Annotated in this window: 16 protein-coding genes and 1 tRNA gene; 5 read left to right on the plus strand and 12 right to left on the minus strand. The window is 70.8% G+C overall.

The window, feature by feature from the left end; all coding sequences use genetic code 11:
• Nucleotides 1-55 precede the first annotated feature (55 nt).
• Nucleotides 56-1,075 carry a TAXI family TRAP transporter solute-binding subunit gene (locus ABZV93_RS20880; protein ID WP_354938657.1) on the minus strand — a complete coding sequence of 340 codons (1,020 nt, stop codon included), beginning with the start codon at nucleotides 1,073-1,075 and terminating at the stop codon, nucleotides 56-58.
• Entirely contained in the window at nucleotides 1,072-3,183 is a 2,112-nt protein-coding gene (locus ABZV93_RS20885) for a TRAP transporter fused permease subunit (protein WP_354938660.1), read from the minus strand. Before ABZV93_RS20885 ends, ABZV93_RS20880 begins: the two co-directional genes overlap by 4 nt.
• Nucleotides 3,184-3,199: 16 nt before the next feature.
• On the opposite strand from ABZV93_RS20885, the gene ABZV93_RS20890 reads away from it, so the two are divergent.
• From ABZV93_RS20890 to ABZV93_RS20900, 3 genes are all read left to right on the plus strand, one after another.
• Nucleotides 3,200-4,906 carry an FAD-binding oxidoreductase gene (locus ABZV93_RS20890; protein ID WP_354938663.1) on the plus strand — a complete coding sequence of 569 codons (1,707 nt, stop codon included), beginning with the start codon at nucleotides 3,200-3,202 and terminating at the stop codon, nucleotides 4,904-4,906.
• Nucleotides 4,907-5,065: 159 nt separating this feature from the next.
• Nucleotides 5,066-5,956, plus strand: a complete 891-nt coding sequence (locus tag ABZV93_RS20895) for a TIGR03621 family F420-dependent LLM class oxidoreductase (RefSeq protein ID WP_354938666.1) — start codon at nucleotides 5,066-5,068, stop codon at nucleotides 5,954-5,956.
• A gap of 237 nt (nucleotides 5,957-6,193) precedes the next feature.
• Nucleotides 6,194-8,050, plus strand: coding sequence for a phosphoenolpyruvate carboxykinase (GTP) (locus ABZV93_RS20900; protein ID WP_354938669.1), 1,857 nt, complete (start codon nucleotides 6,194-6,196; stop codon nucleotides 8,048-8,050).
• Here the strand turns inward: ABZV93_RS20900 and ABZV93_RS20905 are convergent.
• From ABZV93_RS20905 to ABZV93_RS20915, 3 genes are all read right to left on the minus strand, one after another.
• Nucleotides 8,025-9,833 (minus strand): acyltransferase, encoded by a 1,809-nt coding sequence (locus ABZV93_RS20905; RefSeq protein ID WP_354938672.1) that lies wholly within the window; start codon nucleotides 9,831-9,833, stop codon nucleotides 8,025-8,027. The two genes, ABZV93_RS20900 and ABZV93_RS20905, sit on opposite strands and share 26 nt — an antisense overlap.
• A 73-nt stretch (nucleotides 9,834-9,906) precedes the next feature.
• Nucleotides 9,907-11,139: a hypothetical protein gene (locus ABZV93_RS20910; RefSeq protein WP_354938675.1), complete on the minus strand. Its 1,233-nt coding sequence runs from the start codon at nucleotides 11,137-11,139 to the stop codon at nucleotides 9,907-9,909.
• Between the two features lie 199 nt (nucleotides 11,140-11,338).
• A tRNA-Ser gene (locus ABZV93_RS20915) sits at nucleotides 11,339-11,429 on the minus strand.
• 407 nt (nucleotides 11,430-11,836) lie between these two features.
• On the opposite strand from ABZV93_RS20915, the gene ABZV93_RS20920 reads away from it, so the two are divergent.
• Nucleotides 11,837-13,363, plus strand: a complete 1,527-nt coding sequence (locus ABZV93_RS20920; protein ID WP_354938677.1) for an LCP family protein — start codon at nucleotides 11,837-11,839, stop codon at nucleotides 13,361-13,363.
• A gap of 19 nt (nucleotides 13,364-13,382) precedes the next feature.
• On the opposite strand, the gene ABZV93_RS20925 is transcribed toward ABZV93_RS20920, so the two are convergent.
• Nucleotides 13,383-13,910: a hypothetical protein gene (locus ABZV93_RS20925; RefSeq protein ID WP_354938679.1), complete on the minus strand. Its 528-nt coding sequence runs from the start codon at nucleotides 13,908-13,910 to the stop codon at nucleotides 13,383-13,385.
• A gap of 36 nt (nucleotides 13,911-13,946) precedes the next feature.
• Nucleotides 13,947-14,537, minus strand: a complete 591-nt coding sequence (locus ABZV93_RS20930) for a TetR family transcriptional regulator (RefSeq protein WP_354938681.1) — start codon at nucleotides 14,535-14,537, stop codon at nucleotides 13,947-13,949.
• A 91-nt stretch (nucleotides 14,538-14,628) separates the two neighbouring features.
• Here ABZV93_RS20930 and ABZV93_RS20935 point away from each other — a divergent pair, with 91 nt between their 5' ends.
• The gene (locus tag ABZV93_RS20935) at nucleotides 14,629-15,588 is read left to right on the plus strand and encodes a nuclear transport factor 2 family protein (RefSeq protein WP_354938683.1); all 960 of its coding nucleotides are present in this window, start codon (nucleotides 14,629-14,631) and stop codon (nucleotides 15,586-15,588) included.
• Here the strand turns inward: ABZV93_RS20935 and ABZV93_RS20940 are convergent.
• From ABZV93_RS20940 to ABZV93_RS20960, 5 genes are all read right to left on the minus strand, one after another.
• Nucleotides 15,578-16,474 carry a carbohydrate ABC transporter permease gene (locus tag ABZV93_RS20940; protein ID WP_354938685.1) on the minus strand — a complete coding sequence of 299 codons (897 nt, stop codon included), beginning with the start codon at nucleotides 16,472-16,474 and terminating at the stop codon, nucleotides 15,578-15,580. The genes ABZV93_RS20935 and ABZV93_RS20940 overlap by 11 nt on opposite strands.
• Nucleotides 16,474-17,421: a sugar ABC transporter permease gene (locus ABZV93_RS20945; RefSeq protein WP_354938687.1), complete on the minus strand. Its 948-nt coding sequence runs from the start codon at nucleotides 17,419-17,421 to the stop codon at nucleotides 16,474-16,476. Before ABZV93_RS20945 ends, ABZV93_RS20940 begins: the two co-directional genes overlap by 1 nt.
• A 6-nt stretch (nucleotides 17,422-17,427) precedes the next feature.
• Nucleotides 17,428-18,714 carry an extracellular solute-binding protein gene (locus ABZV93_RS20950; RefSeq protein WP_354938689.1) on the minus strand — a complete coding sequence of 429 codons (1,287 nt, stop codon included), beginning with the start codon at nucleotides 18,712-18,714 and terminating at the stop codon, nucleotides 17,428-17,430.
• A 562-nt stretch (nucleotides 18,715-19,276) separates the two neighbouring features.
• Nucleotides 19,277-19,492: a hypothetical protein gene (locus ABZV93_RS20955; RefSeq protein ID WP_354938691.1), complete on the minus strand. Its 216-nt coding sequence runs from the start codon at nucleotides 19,490-19,492 to the stop codon at nucleotides 19,277-19,279.
• A 304-nt stretch (nucleotides 19,493-19,796) separates the two neighbouring features.
• Entirely contained in the window at nucleotides 19,797-20,738 is a 942-nt protein-coding gene (locus ABZV93_RS20960) for a cation diffusion facilitator family transporter (RefSeq protein ID WP_354938693.1), read from the minus strand.
• Between the last annotated feature and the right edge of the window lie 95 nt (nucleotides 20,739-20,833).

Here is a 20,833-nt window from a genome sequence, read left to right on the forward strand (position 1 = left end):
ACGCTAACTGCTGGCGAGCCCGGGGGCGGGTATGCCCTGCCTCGCGCCGAGTTCCCTACTTCGCGCCGAGATCGCTGAGGGCCTTGTCCGCGCCGGAGTTCAGCGGGATGGGGTCGGTCTTGCGCGCGGTGTCCAGGGAGATGTCGTTCGCGGCCGGGTTGACCTTCGCCAACTCCGCCTTGCGGTCGAACACCAGCTTGACCAGCTGGCCCGCGAGGTCTGGGGCGAAGCCCTTCTTCACCACCAGCACGTTGGGTACGACGATGGTGGGCACGTCGGCGGGCTGGTCGTACGTCGCCTTCGGCAGCGTGCCGGCCTCGTAGATCTCGCCGTACTCGTCCCGCAGCTTCGGCAGCTCCGCGGACAGGTCGAGGAACTTCACCTTGCCCCGCAGGGACGTCGCGAGGTCGGTGATGCCACCGGTGGGCAGGCCACCGGACCAGAACATCCCGTCCACCGTGCCGTCCTTCATGCCGTCCTGGGTCTCCGGCAGGCCGAGCCGCTGCGCCTTGACGTCCTTGGCCGGGTCGAGCCCCGCGGCCTTGAGCAGCCGCTGGGCGATCACCTCGGTGCCGGAGTTCGGCGAGCCGGTGGAGATGCGCTTGCCCTTCATGTCCGCGATCGAGTCGATCCCCGAGCCGGTGCGTACCAGCACGTGGGTGTAGTTGGGGTAGAGCCGGGTCAGCGCCTCGACCGGCTGCTTGGTCTTGAACGCCCCCTTGCCCTCGACCGCGTCGCCGGCGGTGTCGGCGAGGGAGAACGCGACGTCGTAGGTGCCGGCCACGATGCCCTGGATGTTCTGCACCGACGCGCCGGTCTCGCTGGCGGTGGCCTTGTAACCGTCGATGTCCTGGCCGATCAGCCGGGCCAGGCCGCCGCCGAGCTGGTAGTAGACGCCGGTGGTGTTGCCGGTGGCGATCGTGAGCCGGCCACCGGAGCTCTTGCCGCCACCGGAGCCACCGCCTGCGTCGTCACTGCCGGCGTCGTTGCGTTTTCCGCCGCAGCCGGCCAGCGCGAGCACGCCCGCGAGCAACGCCACCGCGATCCGCACAGGCATGCGGGTGGACCTGGTCATGTGGTGCTCCCTTGCGTGTCCGGCACCGGCGCGTCGGGCCTGCCACGCAGGCGGCGCCGGAGCAGATGGAGGACGACGGCGACGCAGATCGCAGCGCCGCCGATCCCGGCGGTGAGCGGTTCCAGGTAGAGAAGCAGGAGGGCGGCGGCGAAGGCAAGGACCCGTTCCGGCGCGTTGGCCGGCCCGACGATCCAGCCGCCGGTGGCCGCGGCGAGCGCCGCGACGGCGACCACCGACACCGCGGTGGCCGCGAGGATGCCGACGATCGGCCCCTGTGCCAGCAGGGCCGAGCCGTTGTCGGTGAGCACGAACGCGAACGGCACGAGGAACGCCGGCAGCGCGTACCGCCAGGTGGCCCACATCGTCCGGATCGGGTTGCCGCCGGTGATAGCGGCGGCGGCCACGGCGGCCAGCGCGGTCGGCGGGCTGACCTCGGACAGCACGGCGTAGTAGAAGACGAACATGTACGCCTCGGGCCGGCTCACGCCCAGCTCGACCAGCGCCGGGGTGATGATGACCGACGCGATGATGAAGGACGCGGTGACGGGTACGGCGAGGCCGAGGATCGCCACCGCGACCGCCGCGAACACCGCGGTGAGCACCAGCACCAGCGTCGGGTGGTCGCCGACGACCTGCGCGGCGTCGATGATGATCCCGGCCAGGTTGAGGCCGAGCCCGGTGAGGGTGACGACCGCGACGATGATGCCGGCCGCCGCGCACACCGCCGCCACCGGAAGCACGCTGCGGGTGCCGGCGGCCAGCGCCTCCAGCAGTCGCCGGGGGCCCATCCGGTGCGCGGGGTCCAGGAACGAGAACAGGAACTGCAGGATCGTGGCATAGACCACCGCGCGGAACGGCGGGATGTCGGCCGCCATGAACGCCACGATCAGGAACAGCGACGCGAAGTGGTAGCCGAAGCGCACCAGCAGCTTGCGCGCCGACCCGGCCGGGATGTCCACCGCGCGGGCACCGTGGCGGCGGGCGTCGATCTCGATCGCCAGGATGATGCCGACGTAGTAGAGCAGCGTCGGGATGATCGCGTACACCAGCACGGTGAGATAGCTGGTGCGCAGGAGTTCGGCGATGATGAACGCCGCCGCGCCCAGCGTCGGCGGGGACAGGATCGCCCCGATCCCGGCCGCCGCCAGCACCCCGCCGCCCTGCTCGCGGCCGTACCCGGCGCGCCGCAGGATCGGCCACGACACCGAACCCAGGCTGACCGCGGTCGCGGTGCCCGAGCCGGAAACGGTGCCGAGCAGGAAGCCGGCGAGGGTGACCGTCCGACCCGGTGCGTTCGGTGACTGCCGTCCCTTGCGGCCCTGGAACGCCGCGAACGACAGGTCGATGAAGAACTTCCCCGCCCCCGACATGTCCAGCACCGCGCCGTAGATCGTGAACAGGACGATGTAGGTCGCGGCCACGTTGAGCGGCGTACCGAAGAATCCGCTGGTCCCCATGTAGAGCTGCGGCACGATCTCGTCGATGTTGAAACCCACGTGGGCGAGCGACCAGTCGGCGGGCAGGTAGCCGCCGTAGTAGGCGTAGGCGAAGAACGCCAGGCAGATCGCCGGCAACCACCATCCGGTCGTACGCCGGCACGCCTCCAGCACCAGCAGGGTGAGCAGCAGCCCGGCGACCAGGTCCAGGGTGGTCGGCACCTGACGGCGTTCCAGGAAGCCGTCGAAGTCGATCAGCGGATAGAGCGTGACCGCGAGGGAGAGGATGGCGAGCGCCCAGTCGAGCACGCCCGGGTTGTCGGACGCCTCCGCGCCGCCCGTGCCATCCGGGTCGACGGGAGGCTTCGGCCTCGGCCGGTACGACACGAACGTCAGCGGCAGGATCGCGGCAAGGAAGAGGACGAGGTAGTACTGCGTACCCCGCGCCAGCGGGAAGAACACGACGTACAACACGAACACGCTGACCACCGCACACGCCACCGTGACCACCAGCGCGACCCGGCCGGACAGCCTACGGGCGGGGCGTTCCTCGTCGTGCTCGGCGATGATGCGCTCGACGTCGGGCTGCTGCTCGTCCGCGGCCGGCGGCGTCCCGGCGCCCGAGGGCACGGTGGAGGATCTGGTCGACGCCGGGTGATCACCCTCTGCCATATGTCACGCTCTCCCCATGGACGAGCTTGCGCATGCAGGTCTCGGTCCCCGGCCGTTCGCCCGGTGGGCGGACCCCGAGGACACGGCGGTGCCGTCGAGCAAGGTCCCAGTGTGGCTGGTACGCCGCCTCGGTGGGCTGACCCCGAGCCCGGCGGTGCCGGTGTCGGACATACCGGTGCCGCCGAGCGCGCTGCCGCCCGCCGCCGCGGACGCGCTGCGTGCCGCCGTCGGTGCCGCACACGTCGGCACGGATGCGCCGGCCCGGCTGGCGCACGCGGGCGGGCAGTCCTACCTCGATCTGCTCCGCCGCCGCACCGGCGTCGAGGTCGCCATGCCGGACGCGGTGGTGTCGCCGGGCAGCCACGACGAGGTGGCCGCGGTGCTGTCCGCCGCGGGCGAGCACGGGTTCGCGGTCGTGCCGTACGGCGGCGGCACCAGCGTGGTCGGCGGGGTGGAACCGGTCCGCGGCACCACGCCGGACGGGCAGCCGCGGCGCGCGGTGGTGACGCTCGACCTGTCCCGGATGGACGCGCTGGTCGGGGTGGACGAGGTCTCGCGTACGGCGACGTTCCAGCCCGGAGTCACCGGACCGCGCGCGGAGGCGCTGCTCGCGCCGCACGGCCTCACCCTCGGCCACGTGCCGCAGAGCTTCGCCCGCGCGACCCTGGGCGGCTACGTCGCGACCCGCTCCGCCGGTCAGGCCTCCACCGGCTACGGCCGGCTGGACGACCTGGTGGTCGCGCTCCGGCTGGCCACCCCGGTCGGTGAGGTCCGCGCGGGCACCGGCACGCCGAACGCCGCCGGCCCCGACCTGCGGGCGATGTTCGTCGGGTCCGAGGGCGCGTTCGGCGTGGTCACCGAGGTCACCCTGCGGGTGCGGCCGGCGCCGGCCGAGCGCAGGTACGAGCTGTGGGCGTTTCCGTCGTTCGAGCGCGGGCTGGCAGCGGTGCGGGCGTTCGCGCAGGACTGCCTCCGGCCGCCGGACGTCGTACGCCTGTCCGACGAGGAGGAGACCCGGGTCACCCTCGCCACGCAGGGAGCGGCGGGCCGGGCGCTGTCGATGTTCGTACGGGCCCGGGCGGGCCGCACCCCGGCGGTCTGCGTACTGGGCTGGGAGGGTGCGGCCGGGACGACCTCTGACGCGCGGTCGGCCGTCCTCCCCGTGCTGCGGGCGCACGACGCCATCCGGGTCGGCACCCGGGCCGGTCAGGCGTGGCGGCGGCACCGGTTCGCCGGCCCGCACCAGCGGGACGTCCTGCTCGACGCGGGCGCACTTGCGGAGACGGTGGAGACCGCGACCTGCTGGGCGAACCTGCCCGATCTGTACGCCGCGGTGCGTACGGCGCTCACCACCAGCCTCGACGGGTCCGGCACCCCGCCCTTGGTCTTCGCGCACGTGTCGCACATCTACCCCACCGGCGCGTCGCTGTACTTCACCGTCCTCGCCCGGCGGCTGGCCGACCCGGCGGCCGCACTCGCCCAGTGGTCGGACGCCAAGGAGGCTGCCAGCGCGGCGATCCGGGCCGCCGGCGGCACGATCACCCACCACCACGCCGTCGGCCGCACCCACCTGCCCCACCTCGTGGGCGAGATCGGCCCGGTCGGTACGCGGGTGCTGGTGGCGGTGAAGGCCGCGCTGGACCCGGCGGGGATCCTCAACCCGGGCGTCCTGGTCGAGCCGCCGAGCGGCGCCGACGGCGACGGCGTACGCCCGCGGGAGTAGGCACACCGCGCGCCCGCACGCCGTCCGCCGTACCCGGGATCACCCCGTCGAGCGGACGCGACGGACTCCCCGCCCCGGCCATGCTGGGACGCATCCACTCACGCCGCTCAGATGCCACCCGGCCGGTCTGAGCTACCCAGCCGCAACTGAGGAGTCGTCATGGCCGACCGACCGTTCCGCTTCGGCATCGTCGCCGGGCTCGCCGCCACCGGACCCACGTGGGCGGAGACCGCCCGCCGCGCCGAGAGTCTCGGCTACGACACCCTCCTGGTGCCGGACACGCTGTGGACGCTCTCCCCGTGGGTCGCGCTGGGCGCCGCCGCGACCGCCACGTCCAGCCTGCGGCTCGGCACGTTCGTCCTCAACGCTCCCCTGCGCACGCCCGCGGCGGTCGCGCACGAGGCGATGAGCCTGGACCTGGTGAGCGGCGGCCGGCTCGAGCTCGGCCTCGGCGCGGGGCGGTCCGGAGCCGATGCCGACGCGGCCCGCCTGGGCCTGCCGTGGGGCACGCCCCGCGAGCGCGTCGACCGCCTTGCCGAGACGATCCGGACGGTGAAGGAGACGCTGGCCAAGAGCGCCGCCGACGCCGGCTCTCCCGGCGGCCGGGCGCGCGGACCGGCGCTGCGGGCGGTGCAGCAGCCCGGCCCACCGATCATGGTGGCCGGAGCCGGGCGGCGGCTGCTCACCCTCGCCGCCGCCGAGGCCGACATCGTGGCGCTCGGGGTGCCGCCGACCGGCACGGAGTACGACCTCGCCGCCAAGGTGGGTGAGCTCCGCGACGTCGCCGGTGACCGGTTCGATCGGCTGGAGGTCGCCTACAACCTCGCCGCGGTCGGCTCCGACCTCCCGGGGTGGCTGGCCGGCCAGCTCGGCCGCGACCCGGCCGAGCTGCTCCGATCGGGGTCGGCGGCGATCCTCACCGGTACGCCGGCAGAGATGACCGACACCCTGCGCCGGCGCCGGGACGCGCTCGGGATCTCCTACATCACCGTGAACGGCGCGTTCATGGACCAACTCGCGCCGGTCGTGGAAGCCCTCGCGGGTCGGTGAGATCCACGTGGATCCACCTGGTTTTTGTACAACCCTCGTGAACGGCGAAGCTCCGGCGTAGGTATGGCCTGGTCCGGACCAGTCACGCCGTCTTGCGGCTGATCATGACGAACCCGGCCGGTCGCCGGCAAGACCTTGCAACACATCCGCAAGAACCGGTAGGACAGCCCTTTCCCGTTGTCGCGGGCCCCTTCCCGATCCCGTCCCCGGCCGCGTGCCCGCACCTACCGTGACCGCATGTCCACCACCACTACGCCTACCGGCAGGGTGTTGCACGCCACCGGCGACACCCCCGCCGGAATCCCCACCAGCCATGCCCGCCTGCGCGCCTGGGTCGAAGACGTCGCCCACCTGTGCGAACCGAACCAGATCTGCTGGTGCGACGGTTCGGACGAGGAGTGGGAGCGGCTCACCGACGAGCTCGTCGAGGCCGGCACGCTGGTCCGCCTGAACCCGGCGAAGAAGCCGAACTCCTTCTGGGCGCGTACCGACCCCAGCGACGTCGCCCGGGTCGAGAAACGCACGTTCATCTGCTCCCGGCGAGAAGCCGACGCGGGACCCACCAACAACTGGGTGGACCCGCGGCAGATGAAGGACACGATGACCCAGCTGTACCGCGGCAGCATGCATGGCCGGACGATGTACGTCGTGCCGTTCTGCATGGGCCCGCTGGACGCCGAGAACCCGTTGTACGGCGTGGAGATCACCGACTCGGCGTACGTCGCGGCGTCGATGCGGATCATGACCCGGATGGGGCAAGCCGTCCTTGACGGTCTCGGATCCGACGGCGACTTCGTGCCCTGCCTGCACTCGGTGGGCGCACCGGTGGAGCCGGGCGAGCAGGACGTGACCTGGCCGTGCGACGACACGAAGTACATCTCGCACTTCCCCGAGACCCGGGAGATCTGGTCGTACGGATCCGGCTACGGCGGCAACTCCCTGCTGGGCAAGAAGTGTTACTCGCTGCGGATCGCCAGCGCCATCGCACGCGATGAGGGCTGGCTGGCCGAGCACATGCTGATCCTCAAGCTCACCTCGCCCGAGCAACACGTCCACTACGTCGCCGCCGCGTTCCCGAGCGCGTGCGGGAAGACCAACCTCGCCATGCTCGAGCCGACCCTGCCGGGGTGGAAGGTGGAGACGCTGGGCGACGACATCGCCTGGATGCGGTTCGGTCCGGACGGCCGGTTGTACGCGCAGAACCCCGAGTACGGACTGTTCGGGGTGGCGCCGGGCACCGGCTGGAAGACCAACCCGAACGCCATGCGCACCGTCGAGCGCGGCAACTCGGTGTTCACCAACGTCGCGCTCACCGACGACGGAGACGTGTGGTGGGAGGGCTACAGCGAACAGCCGCCCGCACACCTCACCGACTGGAAGGGCAGGGACTGGACGCCGGACAGCGACGAGCCGGCCGCCCACCCCAACAGCAGGTTCTGCACGCCGCTGCCGCAGTGCCCGATCGTGGCGCCCGAGTTCGACGACCCGCGCGGCGTACCCATCTCCGCGTTGTTCTTCGGCGGCCGCCGCGCGACCACGGTGCCGTTGGTGACCCAGGCACGGGACTGGACGCACGGGGTCTTCCTGGCCTCCACACTGTCCTCGGAGCAGACCGCGGCGGCGGAGGGCAAGGTCGGTGTCGTACGCCGGGACCCGATGGCGATGCTGCCGTTCATGGGCTACAACGCCGGTGACTACTTCGACCACTGGGTCAACATCGGCAAGCACCACGACGCCGCCAAGCTGCCGCAGATCTTCTACGTCAACTGGTTCCGGCGCGACGAGGACGGCTCGTTCCTGTGGCCCGGCTTCGGTGAGAACGGCCGCGTCCTGAAGTGGGCGATCGACCGCATCGAAGGACGCGCTGACGCCCGGGAGACGCCGATCGGGTACGTGCCCGCGCCGGGCTCACTCGACCTGTCCGGGCTGTCGATCGACGACGACACGGTCGAGGAACTGGTGCGGGTCGACGAGGAGGAGTGGCTGGCCGAGGTGCCCGGCATCGCCGAGTGGTTCGAGACCATCGGCGACACCGTGCCGGCAGCGCTGTGGGGCGAGCTCGACGGCCTCAGGCACCGGCTCGGGGAGCGGTGACGCCTCGCAGCGACGGCGCCGGCTCGGGCCGGTGCACGCCGCGCGGTCGGTAGCCGAGGGCGCCGCTCTCGCCGAGATAGTCGGCGAGCAGCCAGATCACCGCCAGCCACATCTCCGTGCCCTGGAGGCCGGGCGTACGGTCGCGCTCCGCGCCGCGGCCGTCCTCCAGGGCGAAGGAGAAGCCCGCGCCGTCACGCCACCGGGTGAGGGCCCGATCCAGTTGCCAACGTGCCCACTTCTCGCCCTCGTCGCGGCGCAGCCTGGTCTGCTTCCCGATCAGCCACAGCGGGTGGATCACGTCCAGCACGTTGCAGGCGTTGCCCAGGTCGTCGGCGAAGTACGCCGCGTCCCGGCTGTGGGTGAGCACGGTGTCCAGGGCCTGCTCGGGATAGGGCAACGGCAGCCCGAACTGCGCGTACGTACCGCGGGTGAGCCGGTAGAAGCCGTTCACGGGCTGCAGCCACCGGCCGTTCACGTCCGGCCTGCTCCACATGCCGGTGAACGGGTCGGCGTGGGTGAGCAGCCAGCCGAACAGCGGCTCCGCCGGTCCGGTGACGCCTGCGTCGACGAGGTTGCGGTGCAGGGCGGTGCCCACGCCGTCCACCCAGGAACCGGCCGACCAGCCACGGGTGTCCCAGGGCAGCGCCGCCAGCCGGGTCAGGAGCTCCGGCCCCGGCAGGTCCGAGACCGCCCGGATCGGCTGGGGGAACGACGTACCCAGCAGTTCCAGCGCGTAGCCCACGCACAGGATGTGGTAGCTCCCGCCGTTGTCAAGGCTGGGTTGCTCCGAGCGTTGCCCAGGTGTGGCGTACTCCGGAACGAGCCCGGTCGCGGCGTCCTGGCGGCCCCGCAGGTGCGCGGCGATCTCCTCACCGGGCAGCTGCGGCGGTGCCGTGCCGAGCAGCAGGTCGGCGATCTCCACCGCGTCGCACCAGGCCCGCACGGTGGGTACGGCGCCGGGCCGGTCCAGGAACCGGCCGCCGTGCAGGACACCATCGCGCGGGCCGTCACCGGCATCGGCGTCCGGCACCGGCTGCCAGCAGCGGGCCAGCACCGCCTCGGCCTGGTCGCGTGCCCGGTCGGCGAACGCCGACAGCCGCGCGGTCAGGTCGCCACCGGGCAGCCGCGTCCGCTCGGTCCCTGTCCGCTCGGTCCCTGTCCGCTCGGCCGGGCGGGTCTGCCGGCGGTCCCTGATCTGCCGCGCGGGGTTGCCGCCGACCACCGCCCACGCGGGCACGTCCTTCGTCACCACCGCGCCCGCGCCGAGCACCGCGTGGTCGCCGACGTGCACACCGTCCAGGACGACCACGTGGGAACCGATCCACACGTCGTTGCCGATGGTGATGCCCTTGGACGTCGTTGGCTGCTTGCACACCGGCCGGTCCGGGGCGATCGAGTGGTTGAAGCCGAGCAGGGAGGTATGCGCGCCGATCCGCACCTGGTCGCCCATCCGGACCTGGCCGCGCACCACGGAGTAGGGGTTGAGAGTGCACTCCGACCCCATCTCCAGGACGTCCACCTTCACCAGGGCATGGCCGCCGATGTAGGACTGCGCGCCGATACGCAGCCGCCCGGGCTGGACGTGGGCGCGAGGAGATACGAACACGTCCGGGCCGAACTCCACGTCGCCGCGGCCGGCGAGTTCGTTCTGCCACTCCTGTTGCGCCTTGCGCTCGGCCTCGGTCGCGTCGCGGTGGAACGACCACGGCGAGCCGAAGTCGTAGTACGTCTCATAGTGGGGCTCTGGTCGGGTCTCGGGCACCGGCACACCGCCGTCGGTCATCGACTCCCCCTCGGGAAAACGCTCTCCGACCTACCAGTCTGGAGCACTCGCCCCGCCCCGGACAACGTGCGGTTCAGGAACCGGCCGACCGGCCCCGTCGGCGGAGGAGCCGCCTGCGGGCGCGCCGGCCCAGGATCCTCACCAGTTCGGTGGAGCGAACCTTGTGCACCGGCACACCGACCTTCTGCGGCTTCACCACCGGCGGAGCGGGGGGCAGTACGGGGTTGAGGGTCGGCACCGCGGCGATCGCGCCGAAGAGCGCCTGGGCCGCCGCCTCCGCGTCCACCAGCGCCGCCGTCGTCGGCTCCTCCGCGGCGTCGGCCAACTGCGTGTGCAGCAGGTCCAGGTCGCCGATGACGCGTACTCCCGAGCCCGCGATCCAGTTCGCGATCTCGCGGCCGATCGCGACCGCCTCCTCCTGCGCCCACCGCGGGGTGGTCACCCTCGGCTCGTCCGGCCCGGGCTGGCGGGCCTCCTTCAGCCGCTGGATCGCGCCGTACCGGACCAGCCTGGAGTAGAAGTTGTCCGGCAGATCGTCCTGGCTGCGGAACTCGACGTTGAAGCGCCGGAGCATCTCGATCTCGCCGAGACTGAGCGACCGGTTCGTCGCCACCGGCACCGCCGGGAGCGTCCCGTCCGGCAGTCCGAGCAGCGATTCGAACACCCGCAGCACCATGTCGCGTTCGGAGTCGTCGACCACGACCACGGTCACCCGGTCGCGCCCGACCACGTCGACCCACCGCTCGATCAGCCGATCGTGCCGGTGCCGGCGCCAGAAGCTGGGGTTCGGCTCCTCGTACGGCGGAACCCGCAGCATGTGGTGCAGCCAGTTCTCGTAGGTCGTCCGCTGCCCGTTCTGCACGTACTGCTGCCACTGCGAGGGAAGGATCTTCACCAGCGGCCGGAGCGTCACCACGACGTGCACCCGCTCACCACCGACGTCCTCGACGATCCGGGCGATCGCCTCCGGTCCGGCCTCGGAGAAGAACTCGCTGCTGATCACGCCGGTCTGTGCCTCCGAGACCAGCATGTCGTTGAGCAGGCGGTCCCAGTGCCGCTGCTTCGGCGGGTCGTCACCCATCATCGAGTGCCGACCGGTCACGGCGAGCACGGCGTGCATGGGATGCCGGTCGTAGCTCGGGTAGTAGATGCCCCGGCCGGCCAGCTCCTCGCGGATCTCGAACAGCGCCGCCTGCACGGCGGTCGTTCCCGTCTTGTGCGGTCCGATGTGCAGCAACCGGGTGCCGGTCGGCAGCCTCCACCCGTCAGCGGGCGGAGCGGACGTCAAGGCGAGATCGTCTGTCATGGCAAAGGCACGGTAATGCCACATACAAGTACGAGCTACGCAGGGTACGTTGCGCGTCCGAATGCGGACACCGATCCGACCGCGGGTGACCGAGCCGCTGCGGTGAGGAGCAATCGGTAAGGCCGACAGCGCCGGGCCCCGCACTCTCGGTGAGGTCTGGGCCCGGCGCTTCGCCGAGGGCGTTGTGCCGTGGTGAGGGCGGAGGCGGCGGGATTTGAACCCGCGAGAGGGGATGAACCCTCAACCCGCTTAGCAGGCGGGCGCCATAGACCGGACTAGGCGACGCCTCCCCTCGCCTGGCAGAGCCAGGACGCCGCATCAGGGTAGCGGGCCGGGGCGGAGCCGGGCAAAGCGACCTGCCACAAGCGGCGAACCACGAGGTCAGATGGTCAATCTCAGGGTGGTGGCGTACCGTGCGCAGATCCGGGTGCACGTCGCCTATGCCGGGAAACCGGCCGATTGCGCGGGCTGAACCGGAGAAAACGTACCGAAAACGGGCATCAACCTGTCACCAAGCCTGTCCACCAACTGGAGCAGCACGTGGAGTTCGGCACACCCTGCGGCACGAGCAGACCGGATAAGGCACCCATAGGTGCAACTCCGGGCACTGCTCGCACGTCGTGCCAGGGTGAGAGCCCGCACATCCGCATCCGAGGGTGGTCATGGACGGGGGTCCGCGTGGGATTGAATACGGTCCATGTCTGAGCTGGTGAGGGACGACCACGGCACGTCGTCGAGGCCGCCGGTGACCGACCGGCGACGTCGTCGGCCGATGTCGTTCACCAGCGCCCTCCTGCTCACGGTCGCCGGCGCGCTCGTGCCAGGACTCGGCCTTCTCGCCGCCGGCCGCCGCCGCCTCGGAGCAGCGGTGCTGGCTGTCGCCGTGGCCCTCCTCGCGGTCTTCGCCTGGATTGGCCTCACCCAGCGTCGGTCGGTCCTGCACTGGCTGGTCCAGGCGGACACCCTCCGGGTGATCGGGATCGTCCTGCCGGTGATCGGCCTGGCCTGGATGGTGGTGATCGTCCTCACCTACCGTTCGCTGCGGCCCTGGAGCGTCAGCGCGCTGCAGCGCATCCTCGGCTCGGCCCTCGTCACCCTCCTGGTGCTGGCCGTGCTCACCCCACTCGCCGTGGGCGGTCGCTACGCGCAGGTGCAGCGCGGCGTGGTCCAGGACGTCTTCGCCGGTACGGAGAGCCGGAGCGCCACCCGGCCCAAGAACGTCACGGCCGCCGACCCGTGGGCCGGACAGGACCGCGTCAACGTCCTGCTGCTCGGCGGCGACGGCGGCAAGGACCGCGCCGGCATCCGCCCCGACAGCATCCAGGTCGCGAGCATCGACACCCACACCGGCAACACCGTGCTGTTCAGCCTGCCGCGCAACCTGGAGAAGGTGCCGTTCCCGCCGGGCTCGTCGCTGGCCAAGGCGTACAAGGGCGGCGTCTACGCCGGGCCGGGCGACCAGCTGGAGTGGATGATCAACTCGATCTACCGCAACGTCCCCGCCCAGCACCCGGGCCTGCTCGACAGCGACAACCCCGGCGCCGACGCCACCAAGCTGGCCGTCGGCGAGGCACTCGGGCTGAAGCTGGACTACTACGTCCTGATCAACCTGCAGGGCTTCGCGCAGCTGGTCAACGCGCTCGGCGGGATCACCGTCAACATCAACGAGCGGGTGGCCATCGGCGGCGCCACCGACGAGGGCATCAAGCCGTCGGGCTACCTCCACCCGGGCCCCAACCAGCACCTGGACGGCTACCACGCGCTGTGGTTCGCCCGCGGCCGCTACGGCGCGGACGACTACCAGCGGATGCTGCGCCAGCGGTGCGCGATGAAGGCGATCATCGACCAGGCCAACCCGGGCACGGTCCTCACGAGGTACGAAGCGATCGCGAAGACGTCGAAGCACATCGTGCTCACCGACATCCCGAGCTCGCTGCTCCCGGCGTTCGTCGACCTGTCGATGAAGGTGAAGGGCGGCGACGTCAAGAGCATCGCCTTCACCAACAAGATCATCAAGCCGTGGAACCCCGACTACAAGCTGATCCACAAGCGGGTGAGGACCGCGCTCGCGGCCAGCGAGAAGGCACCGCCGACCAAGAAGCCGGCGACCAACCGGACGGCGAAGCCCACCCCGACGCCCACACCCTCCGGCAGTGCGACCCCGGACCCGAACGCGCCGGCCGACTCCCTCGCCGACGCCTGCGCGTACCGCCCGGTTCAGTAGTGCGGGCGTAGTCGGCGCTTCACCCGTTGAGCGGGCGGTAGCCGTGCGCGGTGTTCAGCCGGCCCTGCAACTGCTCTTCCAGCGAGCCGACGGGGGCGTCCAGCAGGCGGGCGGCGATCAGGCTGCGCCGGCCGTCGGCCAGCGCGACGACGAACACCGGGCCGGTCGCGCTGTCGGACCGGCCCACGTCGGCGACCTCCGACCAGCGCGCCGACCGCACGCTGTCGCGGCGCCAGTTGGTCCGGTTGACGAAGCCCTCCTCCGACAGCACCAGGCCCGACCGCCGGCTGAGCAGTGACCAGGCAGCCAGCGCCACGACGATCAGGAAAACTGCGAAGAAGATCCACTCCAGTGCCACGACGACGGTGCCGTCGATCGCGGGTACGCCTCGTCGGAGCGCCTCGAGCACCACGACCAGGGCGAGCCACACGCAGGCCATGCCGAGCATGCGTGCACCGAGCGCCGGGCGCAGGCGAAAGCTGACCGGGGAGTTCGAGCCGGGCGAACCGGGCGTGGGCGAGCCGGACGGGGTCTGTGGGGCGGACATGACACCGGAGTCTGTCACGCCGCCACCACGCCCCCGTCAGGCGTCCGGCCCGGTTCCGGAGTCCGCGGGGCCGCCGATCAGCGCCTGGAACGCCGGCCGCAGCAGTTCGGTGATCTGTTCGGGCGAGGCGTCGCGCAGGTGGTCGAGTTCGAGCAGGTGACGTCCGGTGGTGACCCCCAGCAGCACCGCGACCAGCAGGGCCGACCGCAGCTCCGGGTCGTCGGCGGGGATCGCGGCGGCGCCCTGGGCGATCTGCCTGGCCAGCGACTCCCGTACCGCCTCGGTCGCCTCCGGATGGGTGAACGCCGACCGCAGCAGCGGCATGCTGGCGGGCTGCCCGCTCAGCTTGACGCCCAGGATCGACAGCAGCAGCTCGGCGAACTCGGCCGGCTCGGCGGGTAGCTCCTCACCTGCCGCTACGTGCACGGCCTGCCGGAACAGCTGGTCCTTCGAACCGAAGTACTGCATCACCAGCGCGGGGTCGACCCCGGCCGCACCGGCGACGCCCCGGATGGTGGTGCGTTCGTAGCCGCGCTCGGCGAACTCCCGCCGCGCCGAGGCCAGGATCCGCTCCTCGGTCTGCCGGCGGCGCTCGGCCCGGCTCTGCCGTGGACGGTCGGCGCTCATTCTCGTGACTCTACCGGCGTTGACCGAAGCCGGGATTTCGCTCTACGCTCGTTGAGATTCAACACATGTTGAGTGAACAGGGAGCGTCGACATGCCTGATCTGCACCCGGATGCGAAACCGGACCTGACCCCACGCCACGCGTTCGAGCGGTTCCGCCGGTCCGTCCTGTCCGGCACCACCGACGACTCGGGCGACCAGGCCGAGGACGTCGTGGTCGAGTGGCCGTTCAACCCGCCGGGCCGGCCGCGCCGACTCCAGGGCAGATCCCGGCTCGAGGCGCTCACGCGCGCCGGCCGGGCGGCGCTGCCGATGCGCATCGAGGAGGTCCCCGTCGTGGCGATCCACGACAGCCTCGACCCGGAGGTGGCGATCGTCGAGTACGAGCTCGCCGGGACGCTCACCGCCACGGGCGAGCGCGTGTCGGGTGCGGCGCTGGTGCTGCTCCGCGTCCGTGGCGGGCAGGTCGTGCACGTCCGCGAGTACCAGGACGTGGTGGCGATGGCCCAGGCGTTCGGCCGGTTCGACGAACTGCTCGCCGCGGCGAAGGAGCACGACGAGCGGGGCGACCTGCGCGCGGACCCCGGCGAGCGCGAGCGCCTGCCGTTCCTCTCCGGCGACGCCACCGGGCACGTGCCGGACCCGCACGCCGGGCCGCGCGGCGTCTTCGCCCGCTTCCAGCAGGCGGTGCTGGCGAACTCCCGCGACGCGATGGCCGACCTGTTCGCGCCCGACGGCGTGCAGGAGTTTCCGTTCCGGGCGCCGGGGATCCCCGCGCGCCTGGAGGGCCGGGAGGCCGTCCGCTCCTGGCTCTCCCGCAACGCCGGGCAGCTGATCCGGTTCGAGGCGTACCGCGACGTCACCATCCACGACACCACCGACCCTGAGGTGATCGTCGTCGAGCACGCCATCGACTGCACGCACCTGCCGACCGGTCGTCCGCTGCGGATGTCGTACGTCTACGTGCTGCGTGCTCGCGACGGGCAGATCGTCTCGCTGCGCGACTACGTGAACCTGCTGCCGGTGCTCACGGCCCGGCTGGTCAGCCCTTGATGCCGGTCTCGGTGACGCCCTGCACGAGATAACGCTGCAGGAACACGAAGATCAGCACCAGCGGGAGGATCGCGACCGCGGCGGCCACGAACAACTCGTGGATGTTGATGGTCTGCGCGGTGACGAACGTCGACAGCGCCACCTGCACGGTCCACGACGAGGAGTCCTGGCCGATCACCAGCGGCCACAGGAAGGCGTTCCAGTTGGCGATGAAGGTGATGGCGGCGATCGCGGCGCAGAACGGCAGCGAGTTGGGCATCACGATCAGCCAGAACGTCCGCCAGTAGCCGAGGCCGTCGACCCGCGCCGCCTCCTCCAGCTCCTTGGGGAAGTTGACGAAGTACTGCCGGAACAGGAACGCCGCGAACCCGCTGAACAGCCCGGGGATGATCAGGCCGCGCAGGGAGCTCACCCAGCCGAGTGAGGAGACCAGCACGAAGCTCGGGATGAACGTCACCGCCGCCGGGATCATCAGCGTGGCCACGATCAGGTAGAAGATCTTGTCGGCCCAGCGGTTGGGGATCCGGGCCAGGCCGTAGCCCGCCATCGCCGCCAGTAGCAGCTGCCCTCCGGTGCCGAGCACGCCGACGACCGCGGAGTTCCACAGCGCACGCGCCATCGGAACCTCGGTGTCGTTGAAGAGCTCGGCGATGTTCCCCCACTGCAGCGCGGTCGGAAACACCGTCCAGCCTGGCGCGGTGATGTCGGCGTCGGTGGACAGCGCGTTGCGCACGATGAGGTAGAACGGCACCAGGAAGATCACGGTGACGACCAGCAGTGCCGCCCACCGGGCGACCTTGGCCACCATCGCCATCGGGCCGCGCCGGTGCCCGATCGGGACCGGCGTTCCGGTGGAACGTACGGCGGGTTGGGTCGTGGTCGCCATCAGTCCGCCTTACCGAAGCCGAAGATCCTGCTCTGCACCAGCGTGAGGATCATGATGATCGCCGCCAGGATGAGTGCACCGGCGCTGCCCCGGCCGAGGTCCTGGATGGAGCCCAGCGAGACGCTGTAGAGATACACCAGCGGAGGCCGGGCGTAGTTGACCTGGCCGACGAGGTTGTAGAACTCGTCGAACGCCTGGTAGGCCGCGATGAGGTTCAGCAGCAGCACCGCGATCGAGGTGGCCCGCAACTGCGGGAACGTGATGAAGCGGAACACCTGCCAGCCCGGCTTGGCACCGTCGACGTAGGCAGCCTCGTAGAGCTCGGTCGGGATACGTTGCAGGCCGGCGATGAACAAGATCATGTAGAAGCCGAGCTGCAGCCACAGCCGCACGGTCACCAGCGGGATCCAGTACCACGGCGGGTCGACCGTGCTCAGCCAGGCGATGTTGTCGATGCCGAACCAGCTCAGGACGGTGTTGGCCAGGCCGAACCGCACGCCGTTGAAGATGGACAGCTTCCAGATCAGCGAGGCCACGACGTACGAACACGCGGTGGGCAGGAAGAACACCGAACGGAAGAAGGCCCGCGCCACCCGCACGCCGTTGACCAGCAGGGCCAGCCCGAGCGACAACGCGAACGTCAGCGGCACGATGAACACCGCGAACACCGTGAAGGTCACCATGCTGGACAGGAAGTTCGGGTCCGTCAGCATGTCCGCGTAGTTGCGCAGCCCGACGAAGTCGGTCGGCGTGACCGTGTTGCGGGCGTCGAAGAAGCTGAGGAACAGGCTCCACAGGATCGGCACGTAGCCGAAGACCAACAGCCCGACGAGGAACGGCCCGACGAAGAGCCAGAAGGCGAGGGAGGTGCCGCGGATGCCGCGGCGCCTCCCCCCACCCGCCGACGTGGTGCCGTCCGCGGTGGACGGCTCGGTGACGGCGCTCATCGCCCCTCAGCCGAACAGCCGGTTGAGCTCTGCATTGGTGGTCTTCTCCGCCTTCGCGGCCTCCGCGACCGGGTCGGCGCCCTTCTTGATGATGTTGGTGAGCATGTCGCCGAACGCGGTGCCCATCTTCGGTGTCCAGGCCGGGTTGTCGGTGAAGCCGTTGTCCGCAGCGAGTTTCACCGCCTCGGCGGCCGCGCCGGACTGCAGCTTCTTCGCCTTCGCCGCAAGGCTCTTGCGCGGCGGGATGTGGAAGCCGTAGCTCAGGGACCAGTCCTCCTGGAAGTCGGTCTTGTCGATCCACAGCCAGCGGACGAACTTCTTGGCGGCCTCGACGTTCTTGCTCTTCGCCGAGACGAACTGCGTCCAGCCGCCGGAGTAGACCGCGTCCTTGCCCTGCGCGTCCAGCTTCGGGAACGCCATCACGCCCACGTCGTCGCCGAACTTCTTCAGGATGGCGGGCATCGCCCACAGGCCGAGCCACTGCATCGCGGCGAGTTCGTTGATGAACGCACCCGGGTCGGTCCACTCGGTGGGCGCGCCGAGCAACAACGACTTGCTGGCGTAGAGCTCGTGCAGTTTGGAGTACGCCTCGAGGGCCCGCTCGCCGGTGAAGTTGGGCTTGTGGTCCTGGGTGAGGTAGGTGCCACCGGAGGAGTGCAACGCGGGCCCGCCCATGGCTAGGCCGCCGTCGTTGCCGGCGTACAGGCCCTTCATGTTCTTGTTGGTGAGGGCCTTCGCAGCGGTGATGAGCTCGTCGATCGTCGTCGGCGGCTTGAGTCCGGCCTTGTCCAGCAGGCTCTTGCGGTAGTAGATGAGCTGCGGGTCGTCGATCATCCGGATGCCGTAGAGCTTGCCGTCGACGGTGTTGGTGGTGATGTCGTTGGCGTTGAAGTCGTCCTTGACGTCGCTGATGATGTCGTCGAGGGGTACGACCTGCTTGCTCTGCACCATGGCGATGTTGAGCTGGCTCTCGAAGATGTCCGGGCCCTTGTCGGAGAGCAGTCCGGAGGCGAGCTTCGACGCGTAGTCCCCTGGTGTCCACTGCACGTTGACAGCTGCGTCCTTGTACGCCCTGGCGTACTTCAGCGCTGCTTCCTTCGTGCCGGTCTCGCCGTACTGGTGGTACCACTGTGACAACTGCGTGTTGCCACCCCCACCGCCACCGCCGCCACCCGCCGGACGTCCGGTGTTTCCGCCGCAGGCCGCGGCGAACGCGCCGAGGGCTGCGAGCCCACCTGTACGGCGCAGGAAGGTACGTCGGCTCCAGGCGCCGGCCGGCTGTGTCGGGGTCATGCGAACACACCTCCGAGGAAGAAACGCCAGCCGGATCGATCACAGCTGACGGCATACGTGCGTACTCCCGGTCACGTCGACCGACGCGGGAAAGCACGCTGACACTGCCGACGGCCCGTCGGCGACATTAGTGATCTCCCACGTTGGAAAACAGTCGCAGTTGGCGGGAATGGCGTCAAGAGTTAAGTCGTTCGTGCACCGTTTCGTTGCACGCAACATGCACGAAAATGACGAACCCGGGCCGGGACGGCCCAGATCGCGGAGGCGGGCGATCTGGACCCTCCGAGCACGGGCTCGACGAGGGTGCCGGCACCGGGCGATGCGGCGGCCCGGCGGATGTGCGGTCGGTGCGTTGGTGCGGTTGCTGCGGCGGTGCGGGGCGTTCGGTGGTTCGAGGTGCGGCGGTGCGCGGGAACTTCCGGTGGTGCGATGCTGCCGGGTGCTGCGCTGCTGCGAACTTCTTCGAACTCCTTCGACTTTCGTCGTCGGGCGACTCCGCGGTCGGCGGTGCTACGGCGCGCGCCGCGCCTCGGCGTACCAGCCGATGATCGTATCGGCGTGGCTACGGCGTCACCTCTTCCGGGCCGTACTCCCGTCCGGACTCGTCCATCCGGTCGTCGACCCAGTACGCCCCACCGAACCCACCGGTCCCCCCACTCACGCAGAAGACCAGCGGATCGCGGACCTGGCCCCTCCCGACGTCCGGGTCCGGCGCGGTGCACGAGGGCCCGGGAGACCCCTGTGCCGCGGCGAACTCGAACCCGTGTGGTTCCGGCATTGACGCCGCCTTCCGATCTCGTGCTGTACCCCATGGTCACCTGCTCCAATGCCGGTCAGCACCGGTTTCCGCAAATTTGCCACCCAACTTGACGAGGGATCCCTCATGTACGAGACGGCTCCGCGCGGCGCGGCCGGGCAGCGCGCACCGGCGCGGGCTGCGGGTTTTTCCGCGGAAGAATCGGGGGACAAACGAGCCCGGCGCGAGGCGCCGGCGCTTCCCGGCTCACGGATTCTCCCGGGAAGAGAATCGGCGAACTGCCGAGCCCGGCGCGAGGTGATGCGCGGCGCTCTGGCCGCGAGAGTCAGTCGTGTACCGGGCTCTCGTGCTCGCGGTGGGTGGCCGACTCGATCTGGAACGTCGAGTGCTCCACGTCGAAGTGCCCGGCCAGGCAGGTGCACAGCGCGTCCAGCACTCGTCCGGTGTGGCCGCCGGCCATCGTCGCCTCGTCCACGACGACGTGCGCGGACAGGACGGGCAGGCCGGAGGTGATCGTCCAGGCATGCAGGTCGTGTACGTCCACCACACCGGGCACGTGCGTGATGTGGTGGCGTACGGCCTCGATGTCGACGCCGCGCGGCACCGCCTCCAGGAGAACGTCGATCGCCTCCCGCAACAACCCCCATGCCCGGGGCAGGATCATCAGTGCGACCAGACCGGAGGCGACCGCGTCCGCGCGCTGCCAGCCGGTCAGCGTGATGACCAGCGCCGCCACCACCACCGCGACCGACCCGAGCAGGTCTCCGAGGACCTCGAGGTAGGCACCGCGGAGGTTGAGGGAGTCCGACTGCGCCCGGTGGAGCAGCAGCAGGGACGCGGTGTTGGCGGCCAGGCCGACCAGCGCGACCACCAGCATCAGCCCCGACTTCACCTCGGGCGGTTCGGACAGTCGCTGCACCGCCTCCACCAGGATGTACAGCGCGAGGCCGAAGAGGATCACCGAGTTGGTCGCGGCGGCCAGGATCTCCGCGCGTTGCCAGCCGAACGTCCGCCGGCTGGTCGGCGCGCGCTGGGCCAGCGTCACCGCCACCAGGGCGAGCACGATGCCGGCGGAGTCGGCCGCCATGTGGCCCGCGTCGGCGAGCAGCGCCAGCGAGCCCGAGGCGATGGCGCCGACGACCTGGACCATCAGGACCGACGCGGTGAACGCCAGGACGAGCATCAGCCGGCGCCGGTGGCCGCCGGTCGCGGTCCCCCGCGGAGCGGCGTGGCCGTGCCCGTGGCCGTGCCCGTGTCCGGCGGCCATCAGCTGGCCCCTTCCCCGCGCGGGGCCCGATGGCCGGTGCGACCGGGACGGTGCGCGCGGACCGGTCCGGACTCCTGCGTCCGCGCCGGCTCGTG

Source organism: Actinopolymorpha sp. NPDC004070, from assembly GCF_040610475.1.
In the GTDB taxonomy this organism is placed as follows: domain Bacteria; phylum Actinomycetota; class Actinomycetes; order Propionibacteriales; family Actinopolymorphaceae; genus Actinopolymorpha.

What these genes read in the sequence shown, in the direction of transcription:
- ABZV93_RS20880 (WP_354938657.1), bottom strand. Translation starts at nt 1,075, where the DNA reads ATGACCAGGTCCACCCGCATGCCTGTGCGGATCGCGGTGGCGTTGCTC.
- ABZV93_RS20885 (WP_354938660.1), bottom strand. Translation starts at nt 3,183, where the DNA reads ATGGCAGAGGGTGATCACCCGGCGTCGACCAGATCCTCCACCGTGCCC.
- ABZV93_RS20890 (WP_354938663.1), top strand. Translation starts at nt 3,200, where the DNA reads ATGGACGAGCTTGCGCATGCAGGTCTCGGTCCCCGGCCGTTCGCCCGG.
- ABZV93_RS20895 (WP_354938666.1), top strand. Translation starts at nt 5,066, where the DNA reads ATGGCCGACCGACCGTTCCGCTTCGGCATCGTCGCCGGGCTCGCCGCC.
- ABZV93_RS20900 (WP_354938669.1), top strand. Translation starts at nt 6,194, where the DNA reads ATGTCCACCACCACTACGCCTACCGGCAGGGTGTTGCACGCCACCGGC.
- ABZV93_RS20905 (WP_354938672.1), bottom strand. Translation starts at nt 9,833, where the DNA reads ATGACCGACGGCGGTGTGCCGGTGCCCGAGACCCGACCAGAGCCCCAC.
- ABZV93_RS20910 (WP_354938675.1), bottom strand. Translation starts at nt 11,139, where the DNA reads ATGACAGACGATCTCGCCTTGACGTCCGCTCCGCCCGCTGACGGGTGG.
- ABZV93_RS20920 (WP_354938677.1), top strand. Translation starts at nt 11,837, where the DNA reads ATGTCTGAGCTGGTGAGGGACGACCACGGCACGTCGTCGAGGCCGCCG.
- ABZV93_RS20925 (WP_354938679.1), bottom strand. Translation starts at nt 13,910, where the DNA reads ATGTCCGCCCCACAGACCCCGTCCGGCTCGCCCACGCCCGGTTCGCCC.
- ABZV93_RS20930 (WP_354938681.1), bottom strand. Translation starts at nt 14,537, where the DNA reads ATGAGCGCCGACCGTCCACGGCAGAGCCGGGCCGAGCGCCGCCGGCAG.
- ABZV93_RS20935 (WP_354938683.1), top strand. Translation starts at nt 14,629, where the DNA reads ATGCCTGATCTGCACCCGGATGCGAAACCGGACCTGACCCCACGCCAC.
- ABZV93_RS20940 (WP_354938685.1), bottom strand. Translation starts at nt 16,474, where the DNA reads ATGGCGACCACGACCCAACCCGCCGTACGTTCCACCGGAACGCCGGTC.
- ABZV93_RS20945 (WP_354938687.1), bottom strand. Translation starts at nt 17,421, where the DNA reads ATGAGCGCCGTCACCGAGCCGTCCACCGCGGACGGCACCACGTCGGCG.
- ABZV93_RS20950 (WP_354938689.1), bottom strand. Translation starts at nt 18,714, where the DNA reads ATGACCCCGACACAGCCGGCCGGCGCCTGGAGCCGACGTACCTTCCTG.
- ABZV93_RS20955 (WP_354938691.1), bottom strand. Translation starts at nt 19,492, where the DNA reads ATGCCGGAACCACACGGGTTCGAGTTCGCCGCGGCACAGGGGTCTCCC.
- ABZV93_RS20960 (WP_354938693.1), bottom strand. Translation starts at nt 20,738, where the DNA reads ATGGCCGCCGGACACGGGCACGGCCACGGGCACGGCCACGCCGCTCCG.